Here is a 16,266-nt window from a genome sequence, read left to right as displayed (position 1 = left end):
TCGGCTTCCAGGACCTGTTGCGGGCGGCGACGGGCAAGCCGCTCGACCCGGCCGACTTCACCGCCCATCTGGCGCGCCGCTACCTCGACGGTTGAACCGCCGCCCGGGCCCCCCCCCCCCCCGGGGCGGCCCCCCCCCCCCCGCCGCCGACAACTTCACCGAGCCCGGCCCCTTCGCCGATGCAGCGACGCTGCGCCATCTCTATGCCGCGCTGGGGGCGGATGGCACGCGGCCCGTGGGCGTGTATTGCGGCGCCGGGATCTCGGCGGCGGTCAATGTCGCCGCACTCGCCTCCATCGGCATCGAGGCGGCGATGTATCCGGGCTCCTGGTCGGCCTGGAGCGCCGATCCCGCAAGACCCGTGGTGGTGGGGGGACGCCCGCAGTGAGCCCGTTCGACAGCATCATCGACCGCCGCGGCAGCGGCTGCGCGAAATGGAGCCGCTTCGACGCCGATGTGCTGCCGATGTGGGTGGCCGACATGGATTTCGCCGTGGCCGATCCCATCCTGCGCGCGCTGCAGGATCGGCTGGCGCATCCCGTGCTGGGATACGGCGTCTCGCAGACCGGCCTCCGGGCGCGCATCGTCGCCTGGCTGGAGGCGCAATATGGCTGGCGGGTGACGCCCGACGACATCCTGATGCTGCCGGGCGTGGTGCCCGGCTTCAACCTGGCGCTGCGCACCGTCTGCGCGCCGGGCGCGGGCGTGGTGGTGCAGACGCCGGTCTATCCGCCGATGCTGAAGGCGCCCGAGCTCGGCGGGCTGCGCCGGATCGACGCGCCGCTGACCGCGACGGACGAGGTGGACGGCGACGTGTTCGGCGCGGCGCTGCGCGGGGCGGGGCAGGGCGCCTTCCTGCTCTGCAACCCGCACAACCCGACCGGCCGCGCCTTCCGCCGCGAGGAACTTGCCGCGATGGCCGAGGCGAGCCTCTCGGCCGGGCTGTCCATCGTCTCCGACGAGATCCATTGCGACCTGCTCTTCGACGGGCGGCGGCACATCCCGATCGCGACCCTGGCGCCGGAGGTCGCGGCGCGAACCATCACGCTGATGTCGGCCGGCAAGACCTGGAACATCGCCGGGCTGAACGCCTGCTGGGCGGTGGTGACGGAGCCGGGGCTGCGCGCCCGCTTCGCGCGGACCCTGGCGGGCGTCGCCGACCATGTGAACATCCTCGGCCTGGTCGCGACCGAGGCCGCGCTGGCCGATGGCGCGCCGTGGCGGGAGGCGGTGCTGGCCTATCTGCAGGCCAATCGCGACTGGCTGGCCACCGCCGTCGCCGAGCGCCTGCCGGGCGTGACGATGCGCCTGCCGGAGGCGACCTACCTCGCCTGGCTGGATTGCCGCGCCGGCGCGGCCGCCGCCGACCCGCACCGCTTCTTCCTGGAGAAGGCGCGCGTCGGGATGAACCCGGGCACCGATTTCGGCCCGCCCGGCGCCGGCTTCGTGCGGCTGAACTTCGGCTGCCCGCGCGCCATGCTGGAGGAGGGGATCGGGCGGATGGCCCGCGCCCTGGCGGAGGCCTGACGCACGGTCGTGCTTCGCCCGGCGGCCGCGCGAGGCCGCTCTTGCATCCTGTCGTGCCAGCATCCATGAAGGCGGAAATTCATGGCGGGCATGCATGCGGGGCGGATCTCCGCCGCGGTATGACGGCTTGCCTGGCTGGCCGGGGAGGCAGACGGGCGTGGCATCCGAGGATCCGCAAGGGACGATCCTGGAGACGGAGGGGCTGACCAAGGAATTCCGCGGCTTCGTCGCGGTTTCCGATGTCGCCCTGCGGGTCCGGCGCGGCAGCATCCATGGGCTGATCGGGCCGAACGGCGCCGGCAAGACCACCTGTTTCAACCTGCTCACGAAATTCCTGCCGCCGACGCGCGGGACCATCCGCTATGACGGGCGGGACATCACCAGCATGAAGCCGGCCGAGGTGGCCCGCCTCGGCCTGGTGCGGTCCTTCCAGATCTCGGCCGTCTTCCCGCATCTGACCGTACTCGAGAATGTGCGCGTGGCGCTCCAGCGCGCCCGCGGCGGCTCCTTCGACTTCTGGCGGTCAGAGGCCGCGCTGAAGGGCTTCGAGCCGCGTGCCATGGAACTGCTGGAGGATGTCGGCCTCACGGCCTATGCTCGGCACATGGCGGGCGAGCTGCCCTATGGCCGCAAGCGCGCGCTGGAGATCGCGACGACGCTTGCGCTCGAGCCGCGGATGATGCTGCTGGACGAGCCGACCGCGGGCATGACGCATGAGGATGTCGGGCGGATCATGGCGCTGGTGCAGCGCGTCGCGAAGGGCCGCACCGTGCTGCTGGTCGAGCACAACCTCACCGTCGTCTCCGGCCTCTGCGACATGATCACGGTGCTGACCCGCGGGCGCGTGCTGGCGGAAGGCACCTATGCCGAGGTGAGCCGCAACGATGAGGTGAAGGCCGCCTATCTCGGGACGGATCCCGCGCTGCAGGCGGAGGCGCCGCATGGCTGAGACGATGACCGCGAAGCCCGCCGCGGCGGCCGGCGGGGCGGCGATGCTGCAGATCGAGAACCTCGAGGCCTGGTACGGCGAGAGCCATGTGCTGCATGGCGTCAATCTCGAGATCCGCCAGGGCGAGGTGGTGACGCTGCTCGGCCGCAACGGCGCGGGCAAGACCTCCACGCTGCGCGCCATCATGGGGCTGGTCGGGCAGCGCAGCGGCTCGATCCGCTTCGAGGGGAAGGAGCTGATCAGCGCCCGCCCCGACCTGATCGCGCGCGCCGGCATCGCCTATTGCCCCGAGGAGCGCGGCATCTTCGCCTCGCTCGACGTCACCGAGAATCTCATGCTTCCCCCGGTGATCGCGCCGGGCGGGCTTTCGCTGGACGAGATCTACACGCTGTTCCCGAACCTGAAGGAACGCGCGCGCAGCCAGGGGACGAAGCTCTCGGGCGGCGAGCAGCAGATGCTGGCCATCGCGCGCATCCTGCGCACCGGCGCGCGGCTGCTGCTGCTCGACGAGCCGAGCGAGGGGCTCGCGCCGGTCATCGTGCAGCAGATCGGCGCGATGATCCGGGAGATCAAGCAGCGCGGCTTCACCGTGCTGCTGGTGGAGCAGAATTTCCGCTTCGCGCAGACGGTGGCCGACCGCCACTACGTGATGGAACACGGAAAGATGGTGGACATGCTGACCAATGCGGAACTGCCGCACAGCATGGACCGCCTGCACGACTACCTCGGCGTCTGAGGACGCCGAGGGGACAGGGAACCAGTCAAGGAAGGACACGCGCATGACCGTCAACCGCCGCACGCTTCTCGGCGCCGCCGCCACCGCCCCCGTCTGGGGCGCACTGCCTTACCGCTCGGCCCGCGCCCAGGCGGCCAACACGATCCGCATCGGCGTGCTGAACGACCAGTCGGGGCTCTATCGCGACATCTCGGGCCCCGGCTCCACCCAGGCGGTGCGTCTCGCGGTGCAGGAGAGCGGCATCACGCAGCGCGGCGTGAACGTGGAAGTGGTCGAGGCGGACCACCAGAACCGCCCGGATGTCGGCTCCACCGTGGTCCGCCAGTGGATCGACCGCGACGGCATCGACGTGGTCGTGGACGTGCCGACCTCCTCGGTCGCTCTCGCGGTGAACACGCTGGTGCGCGAGAAGAACAAGGTCTTCATCAACTCCGGCGCCGCGACCTCGGACCTGACGGGCGCGCAGTGCTCGCCGAACACGGTGCACTGGACCTACGACACCTACATGCTGGCCAACGGCACCGGCGGCGCGATGGTGCGCGCGGGCGGCCAGACCTGGTTCTTCATCACCGCCGACTACGCCTTCGGCCACGCGCTGGAGCGTGACACGACGTCCTTCGTCACCGCCGCCGGCGGGCGCGTGGTGGGCGGCGTGCGCACGCCCTTCCCGGGCACGACCGACTTCTCCTCCTTCCTGCAGCAGGCGCAGCGCAGCCGCGCGCAGGTGATCGGCCTGGCGAATGCGGGCGGCGACACGATCAACTCGATCAAGCAGGCGGCCGAATTCCGCATCACCCGCGGCGGGCGCGTGAAGCTCGCCGGCCTGCTGGTCTTCGTCACCGACGTCCACTCGCTCGGCCTCGAGGTCGCGCAGGGCCTGGTGGTGACGTCGAGCTTCTACTGGGATCTCAACGACCGCACGCGCGCCTTCACGCAGCGCCTCGGCCAGATGCCGGGCAACCTGCGGCCCACCATGGTGCAGGCCGGCTGCTACTCCGGCATCCTGCACTACCTCAAGGCGGTGGGCGACATGGGCGTCGCGGCCGCGAAGGCGTCCGGCGTGGACGCGGTGAACCGCATGAAGGCGATGCCGGCCAGCGACGACGCCTTCGGCGAGGGCACCATCCGCCCCGACGGCCGCAAGATCCACCCGGCCTATCTCTTCGAGGTGAAGACGCCGGAGGAGAGCAAGGGCGCGTGGGACTACTACAAGCTCGTCGCCACCATCCCGGCGAACGAGGCGTTCCGCCCGCTCTCCGCGGGCGGCTGCGCGCTGGTGCGCTCCTGACGTCGGACGGGGTCGGCTTCGGCCGCCCCCGCTGACCCAGCTTCCCGAAAGGCGACCGGGCGATGGAAGACCTGCTCTTCGAACTGCAACTCGCGCTGCCGCAGGTCATCCTGGGCGTGATCAACGGCTCGTTCTACGCGCTGCTCTCGCTCGGGCTCGCCGTCATCTTCGGCATGCTCAACGTCATCAACTTCGCCCATGGCGCGCAATTCATGATGGGCGCCTTCGTCGCCTGGATGCTGCTGAGCTATCTCGGCATCGGCTACTGGCCGGCGCTGATCCTCTCGCCGCTGATCGTCGGCTTCGTCGGGGTGCTGATGGAGCGATTGATGATCTCGCGGCTCTACAAGCTCGATCATCTCTACGGCCTGTTGCTGACCTTCGGTTGCGCGCTGGTGATCGAGGGGCTGTTCCGCAACACCTTCGGCTCCTCCGGCCAGCGCTACACGACGCCGCCGGAGTTCCGCGCGCTCGACCTCGAGTTGGCCGACTTCTTCCTGCCCGGCTACCGCGTCTGGGTGCTGATCGCCGCGACCGCGGTCTGCCTCGGCACCTGGCTGGTGATCGAGAAGACGAAGATCGGCAGCTATCTCCGCGCCGCGACGGAGCGCCCGCAGCTGGTGCAGGCCTTCGGCATCAACGTGCCCCTGATGATGACGCTGACCTATGCGGCGGGCGTGGCGCTGGCCGCCTTCGCCGGCGTGCTGGCCGCGCCGATCTACTCGGTGCATCCGGCGATGGGTGCCAACTTCATCATCACCGTCTTTGCCGTGGTCGTGATCGGCGGCATGGGCTCGATCATGGGCGCGGTCGTCACCGGCTTCCTGCTGGGCTTCGTCCAGGGCATCACGGACGTGTTCTACCCGGAAGCCTCGCAGACCGTGGTGTTCGTCATCATGGCGATCGTGCTGCTGACACGACCCGCCGGGCTGTTCGGGAGGGCCTGAGCCATGGCCGAGGGCACCATCGCCACCGCCGGCGGCGTCAGCGCGCGCCACGAGGAAACCGGCCTCTGGGGCTTCACGAAGCCGCAGGCCGTGGCCTTCCTGCTGATGCTGGCCTTCGTGCTGGTCAGCCCCTTCTTCCTCTATCCCGTCTTCCTGATGAAGGTGCTCTGCTTCGCGCTGTTCGCCTGCGCCTTCAACCTGCTGATCGGCTATGTCGGCCTGCTCAGCTTCGGCCACGCGGCCTATTTCGGCATGGGCGCCTACATCACCGGCTACGCCGCCAAGGCCTGGGGCGTGCCGCCCGAGCTCGCGATCCTGATGGGCGGGGCGACCGGCGCGCTGCTCGGCATCCCCTTCGGCTGGCTCGCGATCCGCCGCGCCGGCATCTACTTCGCCATGATCACCCTGGCGCTGGCGCAGATGGTCTATTTCTTCGCCCTGCAGGCGCCCTTCACCGGCGGCGAGGACGGCATCCAGGCGATCCCCCGCGGGACGCTGTTCGGCATGTTCGACCTGACCGCCGACCTGACGATGTACTGGCTCGTCGCCGCCATCTTCCTGGCCGGCTTCCTGCTGATCCACCGCATCGTCCATTCGCCCTTCGGCCAGGTGATGAAGGCGATCCGCGACAACGAGCCGCGCGCGACCTCCCTTGGCTACCGGACGGACGACTACAAGCTGATGGCCTTCGTGCTCTCGGCAACGCTGGCGGGCATCGCCGGCGGGACCAAGGCGCTGGTGTTCAACATCGCGACGCTGACGGACGTCCACTGGGCGATGTCGGGCGAGGTGGTGCTGATGAGCCTGGTCGGCGGCCTCGGCACGATCTTCGGGCCGGTGGTGGGGGCCGCGGTCATCATCACCATGCAGAACTACCTGGCCGAGTTCGGCGCCTGGGTGCTGGTGATCCAGGGCGTGATCTTCATCGCCTGCGTGCTGGCCTTCCGCCGGGGTGTCTTGGGCGAGATCGCGCATGCGCTGCGGGTGAAGCTGTAGCCAGTCGGGCCCGCCTGGGCGGGCAGAGGAAGCCGCCCGCTTGGGCAGTGGCTGCCCATCCGGCGGGCGCCACGCCGCTGCGCCGGCGAAAGCTTCCGCCCCGGTGGGCTTGCGCCATCCGCCGGGCGTGGCACTAAGCGGCCCATGACCTGGTCGATCCTTGCGCGGGACCGCGCCACGGGCGAACTGGGCGCCGCCGTCGCCAGCCGATTCCTGGCCGCCGGCGCGCTGGTGCCGCGCGTCGAGGGCGGGGTGGGCGCCGCCTGCACCCAGGCGCTGGTGAACCCCTTCCACGCACCGGATGCGCTGGCGCGGCTGCGCGCGGGCGAGGCGCCCGGCCCGGTGCTGGCCGCGCTGGTCGCCGCCGATGCCGGACAGGCGACGCGGCAGGTGCATGTGATCTCGGCCGCCGGGGCCATCGCGCAGCACACCGGCGCCGAGTGCGTCGGCTGGTGCGGGCATGTCTCCGGCGAGGATGTCTCGGTCGCCGGCAACATGCTGGCCGGGCCCGAGGTGGTCGCCGCGACGCGCGACGCCTTCCTCGCCACAGCCGGGCTGACGCTGGCCGAGCGCCTGCTGGCCGCGATGGAAGCCGGCGAGGCGGCGGGTGGCGACAAGCGCGGCCGGCAATCGGCGGCGATCCAGGTGGCCTCCCGCGATCCCTATCCCGATCTCGACCTGCGGGTGGACGACCATCCGGACCCGCTGGCGGAGCTGCGCCGGCTGCACGTGGTCTGGAACGGCTATCTGCGCCATTTCCGCCGCTTCCTGCCGGGGCGCGACCATCCGGGCGTGTTCGACCGCGCGGTGATCCAGGCGGCGATCGCCGAGGCGCAGAAGCCGTGACCGCCCCGGTCCTCGAGCTCAGCGACGTCACGGTCACGCTGCCCACGGATCGCGGGCCGCTGCGGCCGGTGGACGGCGTCTCCTTCGCCGTGGCGCCGGGCAAGACGCTGGCCGTGGTGGGGGAGAGCGGCTGCGGCAAGTCGGTTACCGCGCTCGCCATCATGGGGCTGCTGCCGCCGGGCTCGCGCATCGGCGGCGCGATCCGCTTCGACGGGCAGGAGCTGACCGCGCTCGATGCCGAGGCGATGCGCGGCAAGCGCGGCGCCGAGCTCGCGATGATCTTCCAGGAGCCGATGACGAGCCTGAACCCGGCCTTCACCGCCGGCGAACAGGTGGCCGAGGCGCTTCGGCTGCATCAGAACCTCTCGCCCGCGGCGGCGATGGACCGCGCGGTGGAGATGCTGGCCCGCGTGCGCATCCCGGATGCGGGGCGCCGCGCGAAGCAGTATCCGCACCAGCTCTCGGGCGGGATGCGCCAGCGCGTGATGATCGCGATGGCACTCGCCTGCCGCCCGCGCCTGCTGATCGCCGACGAGCCGACCACGGCGCTGGACGTGACGGTGCAGGCGCAGATCCTGGCCCTGATCGACGAGCTGAAGGCCGAGACCGGCACGGCGGTGCTGCTGATCACGCACGATCTCGGCGTGGTCGCCGACCATGCCGACGAGGTCGCGGTGATGTATGCCGGTCGCGTCGCGGAACGCGCGCCGGCCGCGCAGCTCTTCGCCAATCCGCAGCATCCCTACACGGTGGGGCTGCTCGGCGCCGCGCCTTCGCTGGAAGGCGGGGCGGAGCGGCTGGCGAGCATCGAGGGCACGGTGCCCGACCTGCGCAACCCGCCGCCCGGCTGCCGCTTTGCGCCGCGCTGCCCCTTCGCGGTCGCGCGCTGCGCCGAGCAGCCCCCGCTGTCGCCGATGGGTGAGGGGCACCTCGCCGCCTGCTGGCGCGCGCCGCTGGATGCGATGCTGGAGGCGGCGGCGTGATGGATATCGTCCGCGCGCGCTTCTCCCTCTCCCGCTTGCGGGGGAGGGTCGGGGTGGGGGCATGGCAGGCTGTGGCCCGATGACCGCGCTGCTCGAACTCCGCGACGTTGCCCGCGCCTTCCCCGTCCGCGACGCGCTCGGCCGCGCGCGCGGCGCGGTGCGCGCGGTGGATGGGGTCTCGCTTTCCGTGCAGGAGGGCGAGGTGCTCGCCATCGTGGGCGAATCCGGCTGCGGGAAGTCCACCCTCGGCCGTCTCGCGCTGCGGCTGATCGAGCCCGATGCGGGCGAGATCCGCTTCATGGGCGAGGATCTGCGCGCGCTGAAGCCGGCCGATCTGCGCCGGCGGCGGCGCGATATGCAGCTGATCTTCCAGGACCCCTTTGCGAGCCTCGATCCGCGCATGACGGTGGAGGAGGCGGTGGGCGAGCCGCTGCGCCTGCACGGCATCGTGCCCCGCGCGCAGGAGCGGGATCGCGTGGCCGAGCTGCTGGCGCGCGTCGGCCTCAGGCCGGAGCTCGCGCGGCGATGGCCGCATGAATTCTCGGGCGGGCAGCGGCAGCGCATCGCCATCGCCCGCGCGCTCGCCTCCCGCCCGCGGCTGATCGTGGGCGACGAGCCCGTCAGCGCGCTGGATGTCAGCGTGCAGGCGCAGGTGATCAACCTGCTGCAGGACCTGATCGCGGAGCTGCGCCTGACCTTCGTGCTGATCAGCCATGACCTCGGCGTGGTGCGCCACATCGCGGACCGCGTGGCGGTGATGTATCTCGGCCGCATCGTGGAGGAAGGCCCGACCGAGGCGGTGTTCCGCACCCCGCGCCATCCCTACACCCGCGCGCTGCTCGCCGCGGTGCCGGGCCAAGGAGTGAAGGCGGTGCCGCTGGAAGGCGACGTGCCGAGCCCGATCGACCCGCCCTCCGGCTGCCGTTTCCGGACGCGCTGCCCCTTCGCCGAGGCCGTCTGCGCGGAGCGCACGCCCGCGCTCGAAGGCGGCGCGCATGCCGCCGCCTGCCACCTGCAGGACCGCCTGCCGCCTGCGCGGCCGCCGGCCGAGCACGATGCCGGCGGGGAGCGCCTGCGGCGCCTGCAGGCCTTCTTCACCGATCGCAGCCTTTCGCCGATCACCAAGGGAGCAACGACGACATGATCCGCAGAACCTTCGCGGCGGCCTGCATCGGCCTGGCCGCGCTCGCCGCTGCGCCGGCCGACGCACAGAACCTGCGCATCGCGCTGCGCGAGGACCCCGACATCCTCGACCCCACCCTGTCGCGCACCTATGTCGGGCGCATCGTCTACATGGGCGTCTGCGACAAGCTGTTCGACATCAACGACAAGCTCGAGGCGGTGCCGCAGCTCGCCACCGGCTATCGCTGGGAAGACCCCACGACGCTGATCATCACGCTGCGCCAGGGCGTGCGCTTCCACGACGGCGAGGTGATGGACGCGGAGGCGGTGCGCTACTCGCTGAACCGCCACCTGACCATGCAAGGCAGCTTCCGCCGCGGCGAGATGGGCAACATCACCGCGATCGAGGTGGTGGACCCGCAAACCGTCCGCATCAAGCTCGGCGCGCCGAACGCCGCCTTCATCGCGACGTTGACCGACCGCGCCGGCATGATCCTGAGCCCCAAGGCCGCGGAAGCCGCCGGGCGCGACTTCGGCCGCCGCCCCGTCTGCGCCGGCCCGATGCGCTTCGTGGACCGCGTGGCGCAGGAGCGCATCGTGCTGGAGCGCTTCCCGGAATACTGGGACGCCGGCAACATCCACCTGAACCGCGTGACCTACCTGCCCATCCCGGACAACACCGTGCGGCTGGCCAACCTGCAGTCGGGCGCCGTCGAGTTCGGTGAGCGGATGGAGCCGGACGACCTGCGCGCCATCCAGCGCAACCGCAACCTGCGCGGCGTGGCGGTGGAGGAACTCGGCTGGCAGTCCATCCAGTTCAACGTGAACAACGGCGAGCGCTCCGCGCCGCTGCGCGATCCGCGCGTGCGTCGCGCCTTCGAGCTTTCGATCGACCGCGCGGCGATCAACCAGGTCGTCTATGAGGGCATGTTCACGCCGACGCGCCAGCCCATCCCGCCGGCCAGCGCCTTCCGCATCCCGAACTTCGAGCCGCCGGCGCGCAACGTGAACGCTGCGCGCGCGCTGCTGCGCGAAGCGGGCGTCACCGCGCCGGTCCAGCTGGAATTCACCATCCCCAACAACCCCGATCTCCGCCAGGTGGGCGAGGTGGTGCAAGCGATGGCGCGCGAGGCCGGCTTCGAGGTCTCGCTCCGCGCGATGGAGTTCGCTTCCTCGCTGCAGGCCGCGCAGCGCGGCGACTTCCAGCTGTATCTGATCGGCTGGTCGGGCCGCACCGATCCGGACGGCAACATCCACGCGTTCCTGCATTCGCGCGGCGGCCAGAACGACGGCAAATACGGCAACCCGGAGGTGGACCGCCTGCTCGATGCCGCCCGCGTCGAGGGCGACGTGGCGAAGCGGCGCGACCTCTATCGCCAGGCGCTGGAGATCGCCGTCGCGCAGGACGTCGGCCGGATGTTCGTGTGGCACCGCAAGAACATCATGATCCACTCGACCCGCCTGAGCGGCTACCAGCCCATCGCCGACGGCATGATCCGCCTGCAGGGCATGAGGCTGAACTGATGTCACCGCGCGTCTCCGGACCCGCGCGCTTCTCCCTCCCCCGTTCGCGGGGGAGGGAACTTCGCACATGATCGCCTTCCTCCTCCGCCGCGTCGGGCAGATCATCCCGACGCTGATCATCCTCTCCTTCCTGATCTTCGGGCTGCAGCAGCTGATGCCCGGCGATCCGGCGGTCATCCTGGCCGGGGAGGAGCGCGGCGATCCGCAGGTGCTGGCGCAGATCCGCGCGGAGCTGAAGCTGGATCGCCCGATCTGGGAACAATACCTGCACTGGGTCGGCAACGTCGTGCAGGGCGATTTCGGCTTCTCCTGGCGCATCCGCATGCCGGTCGCCGAGCTGATCCTGCAGAAGCTGCCCGTCACCGCGCAGCTCGCCACCATGGCCTTCATCATCGGCGTGGTGATCGGCGTGCCGCTCGGCATCCTCTCCGCCACGCGGCGCGACACGCCGGCCGATTTCCTCGCCAACGGCATCGCGCTGTTCGGCATCTCCACGCCGAATTTCTGGCTCGGCATCATGATGATCCTGCTGTTCAGCGTGCAGCTCGGCTGGTTGCCGCCCTCGGGCTACGTGCCGCTGTGGGAGGATCCGGTGCAGAGCCTCTCCACCACCATCATGCCGGCCTTCGTGCTCGGCACCGGCGTCGCCTCCGTGCTGATGCGCCACACGCGCGCTGCGATGCTGACCGCGCTCGGCCAGGACTATGTGCGCACCGCGCGCGCCAAGGGGCTCGCCGAGAAGACCGTCGTCTGGAAGCACGCGCTGCGCAACGCGCTGATCCCGGTCGTCACGCTCGGCACGATCGAGTTCGGCCGGCTGCTGGCAGGCGCGGTGCTGACCGAGCAGATCTTCACCATCCCGGGCTTCGGCAAGCTGGTGGTGGATGCCGTGTTCAACCGCGACTACCCCGTCGTGCAGGGCGTCGTGCTGGCGACCGCGCTGATCTTCGTCGTGCTGAGCCTGGTCGCCGACCTCCTGTACATGGCCATCAACCCGAGGCTCCGTACGGCATGAGTGCGACCTCTGCCCCGATCGCGCTGGAGCGCGGCGAAAGCCCCGCCCGCCGCGCGCTGCGTCGCTTCTTCCGCCACAAGCTGGCGGTGGTCGGGCTTGTCGTCGTCGTCTCCTTCATCCTGATCGCGCTGCTTGCGCCGTGGATCGCGCCCTACGACCCGATCGAGACGAGCTGGTCGCGCATCCGCAAGCCGCCTTCGGCCGAACACTGGTTCGGCACCGACGAGAACGGGCGCGACGTGCTCTCCCGCGTCATCTGGGGCGCGCGCGCCTCGCTGATGGCGGGCGTCGTCTCGGTGCTCGGCGCCATCGCCATCGGCGTGCCGCTTGGCCTGCTGGCCGGGCTCGCCGGCGGCTGGGTGGATGCGCTGCTCTCGCGCATCGCCGATGCGATGCTGTCGGTGCCCTTCCTGATCCTGGCCATCGCGCTGGCGGCCTTCCTCGGCCCCGCGCTCGAGAATGCGATGCTCGCCATCGCCATCACCGCGAGCCCCGTCTTCGTGCGGCTCGCGCGCGGCATGGCGCTGGATGCGAAATCCACCGACTGGGTGGAGGCGGCGCGGTCGCTCGGCAATCCGCCCTGGCGCACCGCGGTGGTGCATGTGCTTCCCAACATCGTGCCGCCGCTGCTGGTGCAGGGCACGCTCGCCATCGCGGAGGCGATCATCGCGGAGGCCTCGCTCAGCTTCCTCGGGCTCGGCCAGCAGCCGCCCTCGCCCTCCTGGGGGTCCATGCTGAACTCGGCGCAGCGCTTCCTCGATCCCGCGCCCTGGCTCGCCATCGCGCCGGGCATCGCGATCTTCGTGGTCGTGCTGGCCTTCAATCTGATGGGCGACGGGCTGCGCGACGCGCTGGACCCGCGGGCGGACCGCAAGTAGCTCACGCTTCCGTGATGGAGGCGCTGTCACGCGGCGCGGCCTTGATGCGGCCCTCCGCCGGGGCGATCTGTTGGCGGCCATGGACCGCCCCGCTTCGCCCCCGCCGGTGCCCTCGCGGCCCCTGCTGGCCTCTCTGCCCTGGCCGGCGCGCCGCGCCGCCGGGATCGGGTTGCTGACGCTGACCCTCTGGCTGGCCAGCTTCCTGGCGCTCGTCGCGGGATGAGCGGCCAGCGACCGCGCCGGCCCTGGGAGCCGCCGCCGCCGCGCCCCTGGGGGAATGAGGGCCCGCTGCAGCCCTGGGACCAGGCGCGCGCGCAGTTGGAGCAGGGCTTTTCGCGCTTCCGCGCCGGCACGCGCGGGTTGCTGCTGCCGCTCTTCACCTGGCCGCTCTTCTTCGACGCGATCTGGGAGATCGGCACCGGCGACGTGCGCGGCCTGGTCGCGGCCGCGCTCGGCATCGGCCTGACGGTCGGCGCGACGGCGACGCTGCGCCGCGGCCGCAAGGGCGACACGCAGCGCGCGGCGCTGATGGTCGGCGCTGCCAGCGGCATCGTCGCCGGCCTCGGCGCCGCGCTGAACCCGGTGATGGCGGTGCTGCTCGGCGCCGGCGGCTGGCTCGGCACGCGGCTGCTCTATGACGGCGCGGTGCAGGAAGTGGCGCCGCCTGCCCCGCCGCCCCCGCCCGGCCCGCTGGACGAGCATCGCGCGCGGCTGGCCCGCATCGCGGCGGAGCCCCGGCTGGCCGGCGTCTCCGGCGCGCTGGCGGGCGTGCTGGACGACCTCTCCGCGCGGCCGGAGCGCATCACGGAGGCGCGGCGCTTCCTCGTCGTGCATCTCGACGGGCTCGACCGCATCCGCGAACGCCTGCAGGCCGGCGCCGAGCCGCCGGAGGGGCTGCCGAAGCTGCTGGAGGATCTGACTTCCGCGGCCGACGAGTTGCGCGACCGCATCCGCGCGGAGGAGACGGCCGCGCTCGACATCCAGGTGAAGGTGCTGGCCGACCGGCTGCGCCAGGAGGGCTATGCGTGAGCGACCAGGTTCGGATCACCTTCGGCGAAGCCGCGTCGGAAGCCGCAGCGCAGACGACATCGCCCGTGCCGGTGCCGCGCACGCCGGCGGAACTCACCCCGGAACACCAGGCCGCCATCGCCAGCCTTGCGGAGCAGATCAACCTCTCCGATCCCGGCTCCATCCTGCGCTTCGGGCAGGAGGCGCAGAACCGCGCCCAGGCTGCGGCCGACGCGATGCTCGAGGGCGCGAAGAACCAGGAGACCGGGGAGGCGGGGCGCACCCTGTCCTCGCTGCTGACCACGCTGCGCGGCTTCGACGTGACCAACCTCGACGAGAAGCCCGGCTTCTTCGCGCGGATGTTCACCAAGGCCGGCGCCGAGGTCAGCGGCATCATCACGAAATACGAGGGCGTGAAGGGCCAGATCGAGGCGATCGGCGACAGGCTCGACACGCATCGCACGCGCCTGCTGGAAGATGTGGAGCGGCTGGAGCGGCTCTATGCGGCGACGCTCGAATGGTTCCACGCCCTCGGCGACCACATCGCCGCCGGCGACGCGGTGCTGCAGCGGACGAACGCGCACACGATCCCGGTGCTGGAGAAGCAGGTGGCCGAGAACACCGGCGACGACTTGGCGCCGCAGCGCCTGCGCGACCTGCGCGGCGCGCGGGACGAGCTGGAGCGGCGCGTGCATGACCTGCGGCTGACGCGCCAGGTGGCGATGCAGGCGCTGCCCTCGATCCGGCTGATCCAGGAGAACGACAAGGCGCTCTCCTCCAAGATCCACTCCGTGCTGGCCAACACGGTGCCGCTGTGGCGCCAGCAGCTTGCGCAGGCGCTGGCGATCCACCGCATGCGGGAAGCCGGCGCGGCGGTGAAGGAGGCGACGGACCTAACGAACCGCCTGCTGACCGCGAATGCCGAGACGCTGCGCCGCGGCAACCAGGAAGCGCGGACCGAGCTCGAACGCGGCGTCTTCGACCTGGAGGCGGTGCAGAAGGCCAATGCAGCGCTGGTCGCGACCATCGAGGATTCCCTTCGCATCGCCGACGAGGCACGCGGCCAGCGCGAGCGCGCGGCGGAGGAACTGGCGAAGCTCGAGGAGGACATCCGCCGCGTGCTGATGCAGGCGAAGTCCGCGGCCTCGACCAAGCCGGTCACCACGCCCAACCGGCCCTTCTAGAGCAGCGCCCGATCGAGTTGACCCGCTCCGCGGGTCAGCCGATCGGGCATAAGCTGCTCTAGAATCATGATTTCTAGAGCACGACCTTCCGACCGATTGATTCCAATCGGTCGGAACGTGCTCTAGGCGCACCACCCTCGCCCCGGGGCGAGGGTGAGGGTATCCTCCCGGCAATCATCCCGGGAGGATACGATGCATCGGCTCACCCGCCGCGTCCTGCTCGCTGCGCCCGCCGCCGCGCTTGCCATGCCCGCCATCGGGCAGCCCGCCTGGCCGAACGGCCCGATCCGCATCGTCGCGCCGTTTCCGCCGGGCGGGTCCACCGACGCGCTGTCGCGCATCCTGCAGCCGCATCTGACCCAGGCGCTCGGCGTGCCGGTGGTGGTGGAGAACCGCGCCGGCGCCTCGGGCTCGATCGGCACCGGCAATGTCGCGCGCAGCGCGCCGGACGGGAATTCCTGGGTCCTGGTCTTCGACACCCATGCGGTGAACCCGGCGCTGATCCCGAACATGGGCTTCGACACCGAGCGCGACATGACGCCGCTGCTGCTGTTCGGCACCGCGCCGATGGTGCTGACGAAGCACCGCACGCGGCCCTGGGCCGATTTCGCCGCGATGGCGGCGGCGGCGAAGGCGCGGCCCGACACCGTCACCTACGGCACCATCGGCAACGGCTCGCTGGCGCATCTGACGATGGCGCTGGTCGGCAAGGCGGCGGGGCTGCAGCTGGTGCATGTGCCCTATCGCGGCGGCGGTCCGCTGGCGACGGCCGCGGTGGCCGGCGAGGTGGACATGCCCATCGCCACGCGCCCCGCCATCGGCGTGCACATCGATTCCGGCGCGCTGGTGCCCTTGGCGCAGACGGGCGCGACCCGCTCGCCCACCATGCCGGACATCCCGACGCTGGCCGAGGCGGGCGTGCCGGGCATCGACGCGCGCGCCTTCTGGGGCTTCCTCGGCCCGGCCAACATCCCGCCCGCGATCAAGCAGCGGATGGAGGCCGAGATCCGCGCCGCGCTCGACAAGCCGGAGGTGCGCCAGCGCGTGATCGGCCTCGGCCTCGACCTCGACCCGAAGGGCGAGGCGGAGTTCGCGCGCTTCCTCTCGGCGCAGATCGCGACCTGGGGCCGCGTGGTGCGCGAGAACAACATCCGGCCCGACTGACCGGAGCGGCCCCCCCCCCCCCCCGGGGGGGGGGGGGGGGGGGGGGGGTGCCCCCGGGGGGGATTGAGGCGGGGGGGCCCCCCCCCGGCGGCGCCGGGG

General features: G+C 71.4%; 17 protein-coding genes. All 17 read left to right on the top strand.

The features are described 5' to 3' along the window. Positions 1 to 91 precede the first annotated feature (91 nt). The 17 genes from AC1MIR_RS22130 (at position 92) to AC1MIR_RS22050 (ending at position 16,167) form a co-directional block, all read left to right on the top strand. A complete protein-coding gene (locus AC1MIR_RS22130; protein ID WP_480030353.1) occupies positions 92 to 388 on the top strand; it encodes a sulfurtransferase in 297 nt (98 codons plus the stop codon). Beyond that, positions 385 to 1,527 (top strand): MalY/PatB family protein, encoded by a 1,143-nt coding sequence (locus AC1MIR_RS22125; protein WP_480030352.1) that lies wholly within the window; start codon positions 385 to 387, stop codon positions 1,525 to 1,527. The genes AC1MIR_RS22130 and AC1MIR_RS22125 overlap by 4 nt, the downstream gene beginning before the upstream one ends. Before the next feature lie 157 nt (positions 1,528 to 1,684). Next, positions 1,685 to 2,476 (top strand): ABC transporter ATP-binding protein, encoded by a 792-nt coding sequence (locus tag AC1MIR_RS22120; protein ID WP_480030351.1) that lies wholly within the window; start codon positions 1,685 to 1,687, stop codon positions 2,474 to 2,476. A 43-nt stretch (positions 2,477 to 2,519) separates the two neighbouring features. Then, complete coding sequence (locus tag AC1MIR_RS22115; RefSeq protein ID WP_480030719.1) at positions 2,520 to 3,212, top strand: ABC transporter ATP-binding protein; 693 nt, start codon at positions 2,520 to 2,522, stop codon at positions 3,210 to 3,212. A 43-nt stretch (positions 3,213 to 3,255) separates the two neighbouring features. Continuing rightward, the gene (locus AC1MIR_RS22110) at positions 3,256 to 4,500 is read left to right on the top strand and encodes an ABC transporter substrate-binding protein (RefSeq protein WP_480030350.1); all 1,245 of its coding nucleotides are present in this window, start codon (positions 3,256 to 3,258) and stop codon (positions 4,498 to 4,500) included. Between the two features lie 62 nt (positions 4,501 to 4,562). Beyond that, positions 4,563 to 5,447, top strand: a complete 885-nt coding sequence (locus AC1MIR_RS22105; protein WP_480030349.1) for a branched-chain amino acid ABC transporter permease — start codon at positions 4,563 to 4,565, stop codon at positions 5,445 to 5,447. Positions 5,448 to 5,450: 3 nt separating this feature from the next. Next, a complete protein-coding gene (locus tag AC1MIR_RS22100; RefSeq protein WP_480030348.1) occupies positions 5,451 to 6,443 on the top strand; it encodes a branched-chain amino acid ABC transporter permease in 993 nt (330 codons plus the stop codon). Positions 6,444 to 6,587: 144 nt separating this feature from the next. After that, positions 6,588 to 7,289, top strand: coding sequence for a DUF1028 domain-containing protein (locus tag AC1MIR_RS22095; protein ID WP_480030347.1), 702 nt, complete (start codon positions 6,588 to 6,590; stop codon positions 7,287 to 7,289). Beyond that, positions 7,286 to 8,272, top strand: coding sequence for an ABC transporter ATP-binding protein (locus AC1MIR_RS22090; RefSeq protein ID WP_480030346.1), 987 nt, complete (start codon positions 7,286 to 7,288; stop codon positions 8,270 to 8,272). The genes AC1MIR_RS22095 and AC1MIR_RS22090 overlap by 4 nt, the downstream gene beginning before the upstream one ends. A gap of 79 nt (positions 8,273 to 8,351) precedes the next feature. Further along, positions 8,352 to 9,416 (top strand): ABC transporter ATP-binding protein, encoded by a 1,065-nt coding sequence (locus tag AC1MIR_RS22085; RefSeq protein WP_480030345.1) that lies wholly within the window; start codon positions 8,352 to 8,354, stop codon positions 9,414 to 9,416. Beyond that, positions 9,413 to 10,918: an ABC transporter substrate-binding protein gene (locus AC1MIR_RS22080; protein WP_480030344.1), complete on the top strand. Its 1,506-nt coding sequence runs from the start codon at positions 9,413 to 9,415 to the stop codon at positions 10,916 to 10,918. The genes AC1MIR_RS22085 and AC1MIR_RS22080 overlap by 4 nt, the downstream gene beginning before the upstream one ends. Before the next feature lie 67 nt (positions 10,919 to 10,985). Then, complete coding sequence (locus AC1MIR_RS22075; RefSeq protein WP_480030343.1) at positions 10,986 to 11,933, top strand: ABC transporter permease; 948 nt, start codon at positions 10,986 to 10,988, stop codon at positions 11,931 to 11,933. Further along, entirely contained in the window at positions 11,930 to 12,811 is an 882-nt protein-coding gene (locus tag AC1MIR_RS22070) for an ABC transporter permease (protein WP_480030342.1), read from the top strand. The genes AC1MIR_RS22075 and AC1MIR_RS22070 overlap by 4 nt, the downstream gene beginning before the upstream one ends. A gap of 79 nt (positions 12,812 to 12,890) precedes the next feature. Continuing rightward, a complete protein-coding gene (locus AC1MIR_RS22065) occupies positions 12,891 to 13,034 on the top strand; it encodes a hypothetical protein (RefSeq protein WP_480030341.1) in 144 nt (47 codons plus the stop codon). Further along, entirely contained in the window at positions 13,031 to 13,840 is an 810-nt protein-coding gene (locus AC1MIR_RS22060; RefSeq protein WP_480030340.1) for a hypothetical protein, read from the top strand. Before AC1MIR_RS22065 ends, AC1MIR_RS22060 begins: the two co-directional genes overlap by 4 nt. After that, positions 13,837 to 15,003, top strand: a complete 1,167-nt coding sequence (locus AC1MIR_RS22055; protein ID WP_480030339.1) for a toxic anion resistance protein — start codon at positions 13,837 to 13,839, stop codon at positions 15,001 to 15,003. Before AC1MIR_RS22060 ends, AC1MIR_RS22055 begins: the two co-directional genes overlap by 4 nt. Positions 15,004 to 15,195: 192 nt before the next feature. Further along, a complete protein-coding gene (locus AC1MIR_RS22050; protein WP_480030338.1) occupies positions 15,196 to 16,167 on the top strand; it encodes a tripartite tricarboxylate transporter substrate-binding protein in 972 nt (323 codons plus the stop codon). The last annotated feature ends 99 nt before the right edge of the window (positions 16,168 to 16,266 follow it).

The sequence above is a fragment of the Falsiroseomonas sp. RANM36 genome (assembly GCF_056682175.1).
The sequence above is the reverse complement of the archived record's forward strand: the minus strand, read 5'-3'. Positions and strand labels throughout refer to the sequence as shown.